Raw genomic sequence first — 15256 nt, forward strand, 5'->3', positions numbered from 1 at the left:
CTCACGCAGCCGTGCGCGCGACGCGGTCCGTTTCTACGGTGGCTGAATGATCATCAGATCGTTCCTGCGCCCCGCGTTCGTCGGCCCGGTGGCTCTGGCCACCGGGCTGACCGGACTGCTGACCCTCCTCCCGGCGTCGGTGTCCACCCCGGCCACCGCCGCCACCGTCGCGGCCGGCTCACGCGCCGACCCTGGCCGAGAGGTCACGCGGCCGGCGGACCCCGCACTGCTGTACCGGCCCGGCACCCACGTGCGCGCGGCGTCCGGCGCGCCCGCGCCGCCCAAGGGCGTCTCCGCCCTCTCCTGGGTCGTCGCCGACGCGGGCACGGGCGCGGTGCTCGCGGCCCATGACGCGCACCGCGCCCTGCCGCCGGCCAGCACGCTCAAGACGCTGTTCGCCGTCACCGTGCTGCCCCGTATCCCCTCCGGCACGCGGCACAACGTGACCGAGGCGGACCTGGCCGGGATCGGCGACGGCAGCAGCCTGGTGGGCGTCGCCCCCGGCCTGACGTACGACGTGGCCGACCTGTGGCGCGGTGTCTTCCTCAGCTCGGGCAACGACGCGGTACGGGTCCTCGCCAGGATGAACGGCGGCTGGGAGTCGACGATCACCCACATGCAGTCCAAGGCACGGGAGTTGGGCGCGAAGGACACCCATGTGGTCTCCCCCGATGGCTACGACGAACCGGGTCAGGTGTCGTCGGCGTACGACCTGGCGGTGTTCGGCCGCGCCGGACTGGAACTACCGGCCTTCGCGGAGCACTGCGCGACCGTCGACGCGCAGTTCCCGGGCCGTAACGGTTCGACGTTCGGCATCCGGAACACGAACAAGCTGCTGACGGGCGCCGACGGTGTGCAGCGCTATCGGGGCGTGATCGGCGTCAAGAACGGCTACACCACGAACGCGGGGAACACGCTCGTCGCGGCGGCCCGGCGCGGCGACCGCACGCTGCTGGTTTCGGTGATGAATCCGCAGTCCGGGGCCTCGCAGGCGGTGTACGAGGAGGCCCGGACCCTGCTGGACTGGGGTTTCGCGGCCGCGCCCGCCGTCACTCCCGTGGGGTCGCTGGAGCCGCCCCGGCCGCCGGCCCCGCCTCGTCGGGCGGCAGAGGCGGAGAAGCGGGGACCGGTCGCGCGGGCCGGGCGGGCGACGGGGCCGGTCACCGGCGCCGTACGCCCGGCGGCGGCGGGGGCACGGGCCGCGCACCTCGCGGCGGCGCCGCGCTCCGAACCGGCCGACCGGCCGACCACGCCGTCCGGATCCTTCGGGTACGTCGTGCCGATCGCTTTCATCGGCGCCGCGTGTCTCGCCGCGCTGGCGCTGTTCCTCGTACGGCGCGCCGCGCGACGCCACCGGGAACCGGCGGACCCGCACCAGGTGCAGCCGCTGCCGTGAGCGCGGGGGCGCGCGGCACGGGGCGGTGGTCACGGGACACGGTGCGGACGCGGACGCGGACGGCGGTGGCAGCCCGCGGAGTGGACACATGAAGCATCGTGTCGTGGCCGTCGTGGCCATGGTCCGGACCCGTGCGGCGGTGCCCGACGGGTCCGGGTGGACGGCCACGGCGCCGGTCGCGCGCGCCGGCCGCTGCCGCGTCGGGCCGGGCCGGTGTCGACCCCGGGCGGATGACCGACGCCGGGCACGGCGCGGTGGCGCGGCGGCGGTCGTCAATCCTGACGGTGACCCGCGCCGTCGCCCACCGTCCGCATGTCGTCCAGTGCCGCCCGTGCCCGTCCCGCCAGTCCGTCCGCGCCGCACGTCTCGGCCAGCACACGGCCTCGGCCGAGGTCCGGCGCCGACCGCGCGGCAATGCCGTACTCGACGCGCGCGACCGCCAGCTCGTACCTGCAGGGGGACGCTTCGAGGTGGGTGACGGCCTCGGCGAGCAGTTCGACCGCGGCCGGTCCTTCGGTCAGGGAAGCGGAGCAGCACAGCGCGACACCGATCGCGGTGTGCGTGCCGAAGCGTTCGGCACGGTCCCGGGCGTACGCGGCGAGTTCGGCCGCGCGCTCGGGGTTCACGTCGGCGAGTGCCCGCGCGAGATCGATCGCCCAGGTGGCCATCACCCCGTTGTGCCGGCCTCGGGCCGTCAACGCCCGCCCCGTGCGTTCGAGTTCGGTGATCGCCTCCTCCGTACGGCCGAGGGCGAGGAGCAGCCGCCCCCGGACGGATCGTGCGTCGGGGATGGCGAGGGACGAGGCGTACGGCGGCCCGAAGGAGTAGCGCTCGGCGGCTTCGCGCGCCTCTTCGACGTGGCCGCGGGCGAGCAGCGTGTCGACGAGCATGCAGATGCCGTTCCAGTGCATCGGCAGCCGGTCGCCGACCCGGTCGGCGAGGCGCAGGCTCTCGCGCAGATACGTCTCCGCGTCAGCGAGACGGCCACGTCTGCGGTGGGCGTAGCCGACGAGCGTATGGGCGAAGGCGAGATGGCCGCCGCTCCAGCCGGAGATCTCGAAGGCCCGCATGCCCTCGTCGAACAGGTTCTCGGCGCGGTCGAGTTGGTCGGCGAAGGCGAAGGAGAGCGCGAGCAGGGCGGGTGGTTCGAAGCCCCAGGACGTGCCGGTCCAGCCGGTGCCGGGGGCGAGCGCGCCGTCGACCAGGGCGCGTTCGGCGATCTGGACGATCTCGTCGGCGTTCTCACCACGTGCCGTGGCGTCGAAGGCGCGGAGCATGAGCAGGACGCGTTCGGTGTTGTCGCGTCCGGTGAGTCCGGCGGCGGTCTCGGCGAGGCGGCGGGCGCGCTCCCTGCCGTCGTCCTCGGTGTCCTGGACGCCTTCCCACAGGAAGTGCGCGGCCTTGAGGCGCATTTGGGCGGGTCCGGAGGGAACGAGGGCCGCTTCGGCGGCGACGACCCGGGCGGCTTCCCGTGTCTGGTCGTTGTGTGTCAGTGCCTGGGAGAGCCGGAAGACGGCGTCGACGCGCAGGCGCTCGTCGAGGAGTTGGGTGTCGATCGCGTCGCGCAGATGGCCGACGGTGGTGGCCGGTGACGAGAGAAGAGTGGCGCAGCCCAGTTCGTACAGGACCTCGGCCCGTATCCGGGGCAACGGCGGTTCGGTCAGGGCGCGTTCGAGGCAGCGGCGGGCGGCGTCGGGGGCGCCGACCGCGAGATGTTCGGAGGCGGCCTCGCGTAATTGCAGGACCAGTTCGGCGTCGTTGTCGGGGTGGACTTCGAGAAGGTGACGGGCGGCGAGGGCGGCGCCCCGGCCGCTGCGGGTGACGAGCCAGGCGGCCCGGCCGTGGAAGGCGGTGCGGGTGGCCGGAGGGATGGCACGGTAGACGGCGGTGGCGATGAGCGGGTGGACGAATTCCAGCGGGTCGGTGCCGACGAGGATGCGGGCCATCCGGAGCCGTTCGGCGCAGTCGGCGGCCTCCGCGGGCCCCATTCCGGCGAGGGACACGACGAGTTCGAGGGAGATGTCGGTGCCGAGTATCGCGGCGGCCCGGGCGAAGCGGGTCGTGGTGGTGCCCAGCTCCTCCAGCCTGGCGATGAGACCGGTGCCTCGGGTCATGGCGCCGAGCGCGCTGAGGGCGTCGGCGGATTCGCCGACGGGGTTCAGCGCTTCGTCCTGTGCCTTGGCGAGCAGTTCGACGGTTTCGTAGGCGTTGCCGCCGGTGACTTCCCACACCTCGCGGCAGAACGGGTCGTCCGCGTGCTCACCGAGGGTCGCGCGGGCGAGCTTCGCGGTGGCTTCGGAGGTGAGCGCCTTCAGGGTGACGACCAGTCTGGCGCTCTCGCCGAGGGCCCGCAGGAGGTGGGCGCATTCGCCGATCGCGTCCTCGCTGCGGTACGCGACGACGACGAGGATCGGCGGGCCGCCCGTACGCCGGGCGAAGGACGCCAGCCAGGCGAGGGATTCCAGGTCGGACCAGTGCGCGTCGTCGACGAGCACGATGAGCGGGGGCAGTGCCTCGGCGAGTCTGCGGAACAGGGTCTCCAGGCCGTCCCTGACACCCTGCGGGTCGGCGGGCCGCTCGCCGGGCGGCGCGACTCCGAGGGCGGGGCCGACGATGTCGTACCCGTCGCCGAGCAGGTCCCGTACGTCGCCGGATCCGCGCGCCGTGAGGGCGGGCTGCAACAGTTGCCGTACGACGTGGAACGGCACGGAGGTCACGGTCTCGCCGCCGCGCGCCGACCACACCGTGCAGCGGCCGGCCCCCATGCGACGGACCTCGGAGAGCAGAGCGGTCTTGCCGAGTCCGGCGGCGCCACGGTAGACGAGCAGTCCACCGGACGGTGTGTCTCCGAAAAGCCCTTCCACGGCGTGCGCGGCCGCGGCGATCTCGGGCTCGCGTTCGAGGAGTGGGAGGCCGACCGAGTCCTCCGGCGGGGGCACCATCACCCTCCTTAGGTGAACGGGTGTGCAGGTCAGGTCACGACCCTAGCCCGCCGGCCCCGCGTGTGGGCAGGGATCGGCGCGGATCCGGACGATTTCGGCCGGTGCTGATCGATCAGGTGTACGCGACTGGTGTCTCTATGGTCACACCATGCGAGAAGAACTCACCGCACACGCGGCGCCGTTGGTCTGGAAGGGCGTCAACTACGACACGGGAACGGACTATTCGGGCCGAGGCTCGGCCCGGCCGCCCTGGCCCGACGACGCCGTACGGCGCCATATGTCTCTCATCCGGGACGAGTTGCACGCGAACTCGGTGACCTTGCTCGGCACGGACATCGACCGGCTGACGGCGTACGCGGGATTCGCCGCCGAGGCGGGCCTGCATGTCTGGTTGCAGCCGCGGCTCATCGAGGGCGACGAGGAGGCGACGCTGAGACATCTGGCGGCGACGGCCGAGGCGGCGGAGGGGCTGCGGGAGCGCCACGGGGCCGTCGACCTGAACGTCGGCTGCGAGCTGACGATCTTCGGCTCGGGACTCATCCCCGGCGACACCTTCGGCGAGCGCTCGGCCAAACTCGCGGACCCGCAGTGGTGGCCGCGTATGGCGGAGTTCAGCGAGAAACTGAACGTGACCCTGGCCCGCGCGGTCGAGGTGGCCCGCGCGCGCTTCGGCGGCCGGCTGACGTACGGCGGCGCGCTGTGGGAGAGGGTGGACTGGTCGGGCTTCGACTTCGTGGGCCAGAACTACTACCGGATGGCGTACAACACCGAGCACTACACGGACGGCCTGCGCGCCCACCTGGACCATGGAAAGCCGCTCCTGATCACCGAGTTCGGCTGCTGCACCTTCGAGGGCGCGGCGGCGGCCGGCCCGTCGGGCTTCGACATCATCGACTGGTCGGCGGATCCCCCGGCCCTGAACGGCCCCTACGTCCGGTCGGAACAGGAGCAGGCCGACTATCTGACGGACCTGCTCGACCTGTACGAGGCCCATGGCGTCCACGGCGCGTACGCCTACGAGTTGGCGGCGTCGAAGCCGTACTCCCCGGATCCGGCGCACGACTTGGACATGGGGAGCTTCGGCCTGCTGAAGGCGGTCGACGGCGGCTGGGAGCAGAAGGAGTCGTTCCGGGCGCTGGCGCGACGGTTCGCGTAGCGCCTAGGTGGTGTCTCGGCCGGTGTCTCGGCCCGTGGTCCCGCCGCCGCCCCGGAGTGAGGACAGGACCAGGCGGCCGTAGCGGGTGGTGAGTGCCGCGCCCGTCGCGGCGATCGACAGTGCGAGGGCGACGAGGAGGTGGGGGACCGATTCGTCGCCGAGGACCTGGAGGACACCGAGCGCCGTGCCGAGCGGCAGGCCGAGGACGGTGAGGACTCCCAGGGCGCCGCTGATCTGCTGGCTCTCCAGGGTCTGCACCAGCCGGCTGTGGTCGGCGGCCTCCGCGAGGATCTCGGCGAACCGGTCGGGGAGGCGGTGCTGGTGCTGGAAGGCGAGCAGCAGGCCGTTGGCGGGGCCGTGGGCGGTGAGGTGCTGGCGCCAGTAGGTGCTGCGGAAGCGGGCGATGTTCCTCTCCAGCGCGGTCACCCGGCGGGTGAGGCGTTCGGAGTCGAAGACCTCGGAGAGTTCTTCGGTCAGCTCGTCGATGTGGTCGCGCTGGAGCGACCCGAGCAGCAGGGCGTCCAGATAGACGGTGCGGGCGTGCAGGGCGCCGAAGTCGTAGAAGTCACCGTCACCCGTGTCGGCCCGGTGACCGAGGAACGCGGCGCCGTGCCGTAGCACGAGGGCGCTCCAGTCGGCGGATATCCGCACGGTGGAGGCGTCGTGGTGCGGGGCGCTCTCGGGGGCGAGCGGGAGGTCGCCCGGGTTCGACCGGGAGGCCAGCTGCCAGAGCCAGCGGTCGGCCGTCGGCGCGAGCAGCGCTTCGGGGTCGGGTCGCAGCGCCGGTGTGTGGTGGGCCTCGGGGGTCATGAACGCGACGGTGTACGGGCGGGCGATGGCGAAGGTGCCTGTTCGATCGCGTAGTTCGGCGATCCCGTCGAGAAGCGCCGTGGGGTCGAGGGGGCCGGTGAGGGGGTCGGGTCCGGCGGTGGGGCGGTGGCCGATGGCTCGCAGGACGGGGAGCAGCGGCCCGTCGAGGGCGAAGTGCAGTACGGCGAGCGCGTGTTGGGTGTTGCGGGCGGTGGCGGTGCGCAGGATCTCCAGGCCGACGAGGTGCAGGCCCCCGTGGGTGACGGAGTGGGGCCGGTGCCAGCGACGGGGGCGGTCCGGGGTCCCGTAGAGGACGCGGGCGGAGGCGGGGGCGAAGTATCCGGACCGGGTGGCGGTGTCGGTGCGGCGGCTGCCGAGTTCGAACGGGTACGGGCCTTCGGCCCAGCCGGAGCCGGCGTCGGGTGTGCGCTGCAGCCGGACCGGGAGGACGACGGTGAGGGTCTGGCGCGCGCCGGTGACGGTTTCGAGTACGAGGTCGGGTCCGGGTCCGGTCATCGCCGCAGGTTACCGCGCGGCGGTCGGGTGGACGGCGGAGGCGACCGGGGCCCGGCGGGACTTCGCGGTCGCGCTAGGTCGTGTCTTCAAAGTAGCGCCGTCCGCCCGCCCGGGCGGGGCCTGCGGCGTCTGGTGCGGTGCATCGCAAGGCGGTGGATCGGTCGCGTACTGGGCGTACTTGGCCGACTCCGACAACGCGGCGAGGTGCCGTGCCAGGCGTCGCGGGCCCGGCGGGACTTTGAAGGCACGGCCTAGGGCTGGTAGGGAGGTGCCACTCCCCAGCCCCAGCGGGGGACCGGGGCGCGGGGTGGTGGGGTGGCGTTCGGCTGGGAGTTCTCCATGGCGACGCGGGTGCCCCACTCGATGTAGCTCATGAACGCCGCGCGGAAGTCCGGGTCGGCGGGGAGGCCGGTGTCGTCCGCCGCGTCGACCAGGAGATCCACCCAACGTCGGCGCTGCCGTGGGGTGATGGCCTTGCCGATGTGATGGGCGAGCATGTTCTCGTAACCGCCGTGGTGTGCGGTGTATTCGGCGGGGCCGCCGAATACCTCGCCGACCCAGAGCGCGACATGGTGCGGATGTTCCGCCTTCATGCCGGCGAACATCGGTGAGAGCAGTTCGTCGGCGCGGACGATTTCGTAGAAGCGGTGGAAGAGTCGCTCGAATGCCTCGCCGCCCCCGGCCCAGTCGTAAAGACTCGGCGGCTGTGGCGTAGCGGCCCCGATTCCGACGACTTCGGTCGGGGTGTAGTGGCGCATCTCTTCGACGGCGCCGATGTACGGCCGGATCTCGGTGAAGAAGGCGCGGAATTCGTCGCTGGATCTGAAGTCGTTCAGATGCTTGTCGAGCGACTCCCAGCGGATCCGCAGGATGTAGTGGCCGGGCTCCTCGACACAGCGGGACAGCTCGAAGTCGTGGCAGACGGGTGACCGGCCCAGGGGCCCGGCCGCGCGGGCGCAGGCCGCTTCGAATTCGGCCGCCTCGTTCTCGGAAATTCGGTAGCGAATGTATTCGAGGATCATGTGTCCTCACCTCCGGCAGCGAGAATACACAGATCTTTCCGGGTTCCGAGTACCCACTTTTTGGCGCGCATTATCTGTGTCGTCGGGCCGGAGGGGGACGGGAGGATCGATTCCGGAGCGCGGGCTCACCGGTGTGCCGTCCAGGTCACCCGTGGAGGCGATCAGGGGCAAATGGACACCCGCGATACCGGCGCACCTCAAGGAGAATGATCACCTCCGCTTTTCTCGGATCCGCCGTCGGATGCCCGACACCACGCCCGAGGGGCCCTCGGCGGCCCGGATGCGGCAGGCGATCCGGCAGGCGATACGGCAGTGGGGTCAGGAGCGGGGCCAGGAGCGGGCCCCTTCCGACGGGGCTCACGGTCCGGCCGCCGGAGACCGACAGAACAGGCGATCCCGCGCACTGGGCGACAAACGGTGCCTACGGCGGCGAACTGGTCGGCGAACGGCCGGAAGGCGGCCATTTCCCCCGCGTCCGGCGCAACGCCGTTATGCGTTTATGTTGCCTTCTCCTGGAAGGCGCGCCGTTTCCCCGGAAATACCGTGACCCAGGAAATCCGTGCAGCCCACACCGGACTTCCGAAGCCTGTCTCCCCGGCTGTCTCCTTCGACGAATCTGCACACCGAATGCGCAGGCGGACACAGACTGCCGCCAGGTCCGTACCTACGACGGCCCACAGGTACGGCCTTGGTGCTGGAATGTCCACTTCGGGGAGGTCGGTCGCGTGAAGAAGCTGCCACGAAGCGATGGACACTCGGGCACTTCGGGGTACTCCAACACCTCGGTCCCGCCTGATCGTTCGGCGTCGAGTTGGCTACTCGGCATGCCCGCGTGCTTTGATCCATCGCACTGCGGAAGTCACCCCGGAACCATTCGGCGGATTACCGAATCCTGATACCCGGAAATCCGAAGGAAGGGCCGCGACGACCGCTGCGGCGGCCGGTTCGCCAGTACAGGCGAGGCCGGTCGCGGCCATTGTGAATTAGCCATGCGAAGGGAATCTCACATCATGAACCACTCCCCCCAGGTTGAGACCCAGGAAATCTCCGACAGCGACCTCGACAACGTGTCGGGCGGTCTCGTCGGAGGCCTCGTCGGCACCGTCACGGGCACTGTTGACTCCATCGTCCCCGTCTCCAGCACGGTGGGCGGCGTCGTCGGCACCGTCGAGGGTGCCACCGGCGTCAGCACGTCGGGTGTGACCGGTCTCGCCACGGGCCTGGTCTCCGGCCTCTGAGTCGAACGCAGCTCCGCCGCGTCGGCCGTGTGCCCCGGGTCCCGGGCACACGGCCGACGCGGCGGTGGTCGTGGTACACGAGAGCGGACGAGCGTGAGCGTCGGAAGCACCGAGCAACGAGGGAAGAGCGTCGTGCAGTTTCGCCAACAGGCCCTTTCCAAACTGCAGTCGCCCGAGGAGATCGATCTGCCGGTCCGCTTCGCCCGGCCCCAGGGCTGTCTCGTCCTGGTCGTCACGGTCGTGGTCATGATCGCCGCGGCCGTCTGGGCGTTGACCGGCAGCGTCTCGTCCACCCTCGACGCCCCCGGTGTCCTCACCCACGCGCAGGGCAGCTACGTCCTCCAGAGCCCCGTCGCCGGCCAGATCACGGACGTACTGGCCGAGGAGGGCGAGCGGGTGTCCGCCAACTCCCCCCTCGTCAAGGTCCGTACCACCGAGGGCAGCACCGTCGTCCGCGCCATCGCCGCCGGACGGCTGACGACCCTGGTGGCCGCCGTCGGCTCCGTGATCACCACGGGCGCCGATGTCGCGGCGGTCGAACGGGTCGGGAAGGCCGACGACCCGCTGAGCGTGATGCTGTACGCGCCCGCCGAGAGCGGAGGAGCCGTCCCCGTCGGCGCCTCCGTCGACGTCACCGTCCAGTCGGTGCCGAAGCAGCGCTACGGCGTACTGCGCGGCCGGGTCGAGGCCGTCGGCCGGGTCGCCGAGACCAGCAGGCGCATCACGGGGTTCCTCGGCAGCACGCAGTTGGGCGAGCAGTTCTCCCGCGAGGGCCCACCCGTCGCCGTACTGGTGCGACTTGACGTGTCGTCAGCCACCAAGTCCGGTTACGCCTGGTCGTCGCCGGACGGGCCGCCGTACGCCGTCGAGTCCATGACCCTGGCCACCGGCTCCATCCGGCTGGCCGAACAGCACCCGATCGATTGGCTGCTCCCGTGAGCCCCCAGCGGCATCAGCTCCCCCCGGCCCCGCGGAAACACCAGCAGCGCAAGCACCAGCAGCAGCCACCCGGACGGCGCCGTGCCGCCAAGCGCGCCCGGACGGCCACCGGAACCCCCGGGCCCAAGGCCGTCCGCACCCCCACCGTCCTGCAGATGGAGGCCCTGGAGTGCGGCGCGGCCTCCCTCGCCATGGTGCTGGCGCACTACGGCCGCCATGTCCCGCTGGAGGAGCTGCGCATCGCGTGCGGGGTGTCGCGCGACGGCTCGCGCGCCTCCAACGTCCTGAAGGCGGCGCGCGGTTACGGCCTCCAGGCCAAGGGCATGCAGATGGAGGCGGAAGCCCTCGCCGGGGTCCGGGCACCCGCGATCCTGTTCTGGGAGTTCAACCACTACGTGGTGTACGACGGCATGGGCCGCAGGCCCGGCGGCCGGGGCGTGCACATCAACGACCCCGACAAGGGCCGCCGTTTCGTCTCGACGGAGGACTTCGACACCAGCTTCACGGGCGTGGTCCTCGTCTTCGAGCCCACCGCCGCCTTCCGCCGGGGCGGCCGTAAACCCGGAATCATGAGCGCCATGCCCGCGCGCCTGCGCGGGACGGCCGGCACCCTGCTGGCCGCGCTGCTCGCCAGCCTGCTGCTGGTGGCGGTGGGCGCGGCGGTGCCCGCGCTGAGCCGTACGTACATCGACATGTTCCTGATAGGCGGTCAGACGTCGCTCCTGGGAACGCTGTTCGCGTCCATGGCGACGATGGTGGTGCTCACCGCCGTACTGACCGGGCTCCAACAGGCGAACCTGCTGCGCGGGCGCGTCATCTCCTCCACGCTGAGCGGCGCCCGGTTCCTGCGGCATCTGCTGCGGCTGCCGGTCACGTTCTTCGCGCAGCGCAGCCCGGCCGATCTCGTCCAGCGGCTCCAGTCCAACGACGCGGTGGCCGAGACACTGGCGCGGGACCTGGCGGCGGCGGGTGTGGACGGGGTCGTGGTGATCCTGTACGCGGCCCTGCTGTGGTCCTACGACCCCCAACTGACCGTCGTCGGCGTGCTGATGGCGCTGCTCAACGTGGTCGCGATGCGCATCGTGATCCAGCTGCGCTCCACCGGTACGCGCAAGCTGCGGGCGGACAGCGCGCGGCTCACCAACACCTCCTACACCGGCCTTCAGCTCATCGAGACGATGAAGGCGACCGGCGGCGAGAACGGGTACTTCCGGCGGTGGGCGGGGCAGCACGCCACGACGCTGGAGGAGCAGCAGAAGCTCGGTGTGCCCAGCGCGGCGCTGGCCGTGGTCGCTCCCACGCTCGCCACGCTCAACAGCGCGCTGATCTTGTGGATCGGGGGGCTGCGGGCGGTGGAGGGGGCCATCTCGATCGGTCTGCTCGTCGCGTTCCAGGCACTGGTGGTGCGGTTCACCGCGCCGATCACCCGGCTGAACGGGGTGGCGGGCCGGATCCAGGACTTCGCCGCCGATGTGGCCCGGCTGAAGGATGTCGAGAGCTTCCCCGTCGACCCGCTCTACTCGCGGCAGCGGCCGGACGCCAGTACGCGCCGGCTGACGGGCCATGTGGAGCTGGAGAGCGTCGTGTTCGGCTACAGCCCGCTGGACGCGCCGCTGCTCGACGGCTTCTCCCTGACGGTGGGGCCGGGGCAGCAGGTCGCGCTGGTCGGCGGTTCCGGGAGCGGCAAGTCCACGGTATCCAGGCTCATTTCGGGTCTCTACAGTCCGTGGGAGGGCACGATCCGCATCGACGGGCAGCGTCTGGAGGACATCTCCCGCAGCGCGCTCGCCGCGTCGGTGTCCTTCGTCGACCAGGACGTCTTCCTCTTCGAGGGCACCGTCCGGGACAACGTTGCCCTGTGGGACCCGTCGATACCGGACGACGCCGTCGTCACCGCCCTCAAGGACGCCGCGCTGTACGACGACGTGATCGCGCGGCGCCCCGAGGGCATCCACAGCCGGGTCGAGCAGGACGGCCGTAACTTCTCCGGCGGTCAGCGCCAGCGGCTGGAGATCGCCCGCGCGCTGGTCAGGCGGCCGAGCATCCTGGTACTCGACGAGGTGACGAGCGCGCTGGACGCCGAGACGGAGCGCGTGATCATCGACAACCTGCGGCGGCGCGGCTGCGCGTGCGTGGTGATCGCGCACCGGCTGAGCACGGTGCGCGACAGCGACGAGATCGTGGTGCTCGACCACGGCGCGGTCGTGGAGCGCGGCAGGCACGAGGACCTGGTGGCCGCCGGGGGGCCGTACGCACACCTGGTGAAGGAGTACTGACGTGGCCTCCACGGCGGCGGGAGCCGGGGCCGACGCGACGGCGGGAGCGGGGCCGGGCGCGACCGGGATCGACCCGGTCATCCACGCCCTCGGCGCGCTCGGCACACCGGTCGACTGCGCCGGACTGCGCAATGTGCCGCTGGAGGGCCCGCATGTGCTGTGGCTCGTCGTCGGGGGCGCGCTCGACCTGTTCGCCGTCGACGCGGCGGAGCGGGGGCAGTGGCATTTCCTCGGCCGTCTCGAAGCGGGGACGCTGCTCCTCGGGCCGGTCGACGGCCCCCGGCACACGTTGCTGAGCAGGCCGTCGCAGGACTGCGCGCTGCGGCGGATCGCGCTGCGGGAGCTGTACGCGCCGCCGCCGGCCGCTTACGTGGATCCGTACGCCGATTCGTACACCGACGACCCGTACGTCGACTCGTACACCGACCCGTACGCGGCCCCCGTGCCGACCGCCTTGGAGCACGCCTTCGCCCTCGGCGCCGCGCGCGGCCTCGGCGCGCTCTTCCAGACGCCGCTCGACACCCGCCCGTCGACCGACGGCGCCGTGTCCGACGACGACGTGCTGTGGATGCCGGTCTCCCCCGGCAGCGTGCGGTACGGCGCCTCGTACAGCGCGGACGCGGCGGGTGATCTGCTGGTCGACGGCGCGATGTGGCAGCGGATGATCAACCAGCAGCACCGGCTGCTGTCGGCCGTCGACCACTGGATCGAACGGCAGGAGCGCGCGCACGAGGACCGAACGGCCGCCGGGATCAAGGCCGGTGAGGCGGTACGGGCGCGGGCGGACGAGGCGCTGGTGGCGTCGATCGGCCGCCCCGGCGGCGGGGCCGGCGACGAGGGCGCGGCGGGCGGCGACGGCGGAACGGGCGGGGACGCCGCCCGCGACGCGACGTTCGCGGTCTGCCGGCGGGTCGCGGCGGCTTCCGGCATCACCCTCTGCGACCACTCCCACGGCGCGGGCACCCCGCTCGACGACCGCGTCGGCCCGGTCGAACGCATCGCGGTCGCCTCCCGGATCCGTACCCGCGCCGTCCGGCTCGAGGGCCCCTGGTGGCGGACCGACTCCGGACCGCTCGTGGGCCATCGGGCCAAGTCCGGTGCCCCGGTGGCGCTGCTCCGGCGGCGCGGCCGTTACGAGGCGGTCAATCCGGCCACCGGGGCGCGGCTTCGTGTCGGCGCGCACAACGCCGACGATTTCGAGCCGCGCGCCGTGATGTTCTACCGCCCGCTGCCCGAAGTCCCCATGACACCTTGGCGGTTGCTCCGCTTCGGCCTGCGCGGCAACGGTGTGGATCTGCGCACTCTGGCGCTGACCACCCTCGTCACGGTGGGCCTCGGCGCGCTGGTGCCGATCGCGACGGGGCGGGTGCTGGGCGAGTACGTGCCGAGTGCGCGGACCGACCTGATCACGCAGGTCTCGCTCGCCGTCATGATCACCGGCATCGTCTCGGCCTCCTTCATGCTGACGCAGAGCCTCACCATCCTGCGGATGGAGGGCCGTATCGAGAGCACGCTCCAACCGGCCGTCTGGGACCGGCTGTTGAGGCTGCCGACGAAGTTCTTCGCCGAGCGTTCCACCGGTGAACTCGCCAGCGCGGCGATGGGCGTCAGCGCGATCCGCCGGGTGCTGTCGGGCCTCGGGCCGGTGATCGTGCAATCGGCGGCGGTGGGCGCGATGAGCCTCGTACTGCTGCTGGTCCACAGTGTCCCGCTCGCCCTGGCGGCGATGGGCATGCTGGTCGTCATCGGCGCCGTGTTCCTCGGCATGGGGCTGTGGCAACTGCGCTGGCAGCGGCAGCTGGTCGAACTCGGCAACAAGCTCAACAACCAGGCGTTCCAGACCCTGCGGGGGCTGCCGAAACTGCGGGTCGCCGCGGCCGAGGGCTTCGCGTACGCGGCGTGGGCGGGCGGCTTCGCGCGCTCGCGCGAACTCCAGCAGCGGGCGGGCCGGATCAAGAATCTGACGACGGTGCTGGACGCGGTCTATCTGCCGTTCTGCTCGCTCGTGATGTTCATGCTGCTGGCCGGTCCGGCGCGCGGCACCATGTCGGCCGCCGAGTTCCTGACCTTCAACACCGCCGTGACCATGCTGCTGACCTCCGTCACCCAACTGACCGGCGCGCTGGTGTCGGTGGCCGCCGTGCTGCCCATGTTCGAGCAGATCAAGCCGGTCCTGGACGAGGCGCCCGAGGTCGGCGACACCGGCGTCCAGCCCGGGGTGCTGACCGGCGCGATCGAAGCCCGGAAACTCTCCTTCCGCTACACCGACGACGGCCCGCTGGTGCTCGACGACGTGTCGCTGCGGATGGAGCCCGGCGAGTTCGTGGCGGTCGTCGGCCCCAGCGGCTGCGGCAAGTCGACGCTGCTGCGGCTGCTGATCGGCTTCGACCGGCCGGTCACGGGCAGCGTGCTGTACGACGGCCAGGACCTGACCGCTCTCGACCGGGCGGCCGTACGGCGCCAGTGCGGTGTCGTCCTGCAGAACGCGCAGCCGCTCACGGGCTCCATCTGGGACTGCGTCTGCGGCGCCGAGACGTTCTCGCAGGAGGAGGTGTGGGAGGCCGTCGAGATGGCGGGGCTGGCGGCGGACATCAAGCGCATGCCGATGGGTCTGCACACCATGATCGCCGGAGGCGGCGCCATCTCCGGCGGCCAGCGTCAGCGCCTGATGATCGCCCAGGCGCTGGTCCGGCGCCCGCGTCTGCTCTTCCTGGACGAGGCCACCAGTGCGCTGGACAACGAGACCCAGCGGATCGTGATCGAGAGCACCCGCAGGCTGAACGCGGGCCGCCTGGTGATCGCCCACCGGCTGTCGACGGTCCTCGACGCGGACCGCGTGCTGGTCATGGACGCGGGACGGATCGTCGAACAGGGGCCGCCGGCAGCGCTGTTGGCGGACACCGGCGGCAGGCTGCACGAACTGGTGCGGCGGCAGCTGACCTGATCGCCGACGGGGGCGAG

The 15256-nt window shown here is 71.7% G+C and carries 9 protein-coding genes; 6 read left to right on the plus strand and 3 right to left on the minus strand.

All coding sequences use genetic code 11. The features are described 5' to 3' along the window. Positions 1 to 46: 46 nt before the first annotated feature. Positions 47 to 1396, plus strand: coding sequence for a D-alanyl-D-alanine carboxypeptidase family protein (locus tag P3L51_RS16505; protein ID WP_354605982.1), 1350 nt, complete (start codon positions 47 to 49; stop codon positions 1394 to 1396). 272 nt (positions 1397 to 1668) lie between these two features. On the opposite strand, the gene P3L51_RS16510 is transcribed toward P3L51_RS16505, so the two are convergent. Further along, positions 1669 to 4338, minus strand: a complete 2670-nt coding sequence (locus P3L51_RS16510; protein ID WP_354605983.1) for an ATP-binding protein — start codon at positions 4336 to 4338, stop codon at positions 1669 to 1671. A gap of 148 nt (positions 4339 to 4486) precedes the next feature. Here P3L51_RS16510 and P3L51_RS16515 point away from each other — a divergent pair, with 148 nt between their 5' ends. Next, positions 4487 to 5494: a glycoside hydrolase family 113 protein gene (locus tag P3L51_RS16515; RefSeq protein ID WP_354605984.1), complete on the plus strand. Its 1008-nt coding sequence runs from the start codon at positions 4487 to 4489 to the stop codon at positions 5492 to 5494. 3 nt (positions 5495 to 5497) lie between these two features. Here P3L51_RS16515 and P3L51_RS16520 read toward each other — a convergent pair whose 3' ends face one another. Together P3L51_RS16520 and P3L51_RS16525 are read right to left on the minus strand one after the other, a co-directional pair. Then, positions 5498 to 6820, minus strand: a complete 1323-nt coding sequence (locus P3L51_RS16520) for a hypothetical protein (protein WP_354605985.1) — start codon at positions 6818 to 6820, stop codon at positions 5498 to 5500. 251 nt (positions 6821 to 7071) lie between these two features. Next, the gene (locus tag P3L51_RS16525) at positions 7072 to 7842 is read right to left on the minus strand and encodes a group II truncated hemoglobin (protein WP_354605986.1); all 771 of its coding nucleotides are present in this window, start codon (positions 7840 to 7842) and stop codon (positions 7072 to 7074) included. A gap of 1010 nt (positions 7843 to 8852) precedes the next feature. Here P3L51_RS16525 and P3L51_RS16530 point away from each other — a divergent pair. The 4 genes from P3L51_RS16530 to P3L51_RS16545 all read left to right on the plus strand — a co-directional run bounded on the left by P3L51_RS16530 (position 8853) and on the right by P3L51_RS16545 (position 15239). Next, complete coding sequence (locus P3L51_RS16530; RefSeq protein ID WP_354605987.1) at positions 8853 to 9080, plus strand: type A2 lantipeptide; 228 nt, start codon at positions 8853 to 8855, stop codon at positions 9078 to 9080. 132 nt (positions 9081 to 9212) lie between these two features. Then, positions 9213 to 10019 carry an HlyD family efflux transporter periplasmic adaptor subunit gene (locus tag P3L51_RS16535; protein ID WP_354605988.1) on the plus strand — a complete coding sequence of 269 codons (807 nt, stop codon included), beginning with the start codon at positions 9213 to 9215 and terminating at the stop codon, positions 10017 to 10019. 155 nt (positions 10020 to 10174) lie between these two features. Beyond that, positions 10175 to 12295 (plus strand): NHLP family bacteriocin export ABC transporter peptidase/permease/ATPase subunit, encoded by a 2121-nt coding sequence (locus P3L51_RS16540; RefSeq protein ID WP_435594464.1) that lies wholly within the window; start codon positions 10175 to 10177, stop codon positions 12293 to 12295. A 67-nt stretch (positions 12296 to 12362) separates the two neighbouring features. Next, entirely contained in the window at positions 12363 to 15239 is a 2877-nt protein-coding gene (locus tag P3L51_RS16545; RefSeq protein ID WP_354605991.1) for an NHLP bacteriocin export ABC transporter permease/ATPase subunit, read from the plus strand. The last annotated feature ends 17 nt before the right edge of the window (positions 15240 to 15256 follow it).

The organism is Streptomyces panacea, assembly GCF_040560175.1.
GTDB classification, from domain to species: domain Bacteria; phylum Actinomycetota; class Actinomycetes; order Streptomycetales; family Streptomycetaceae; genus Streptomyces; species Streptomyces panacea.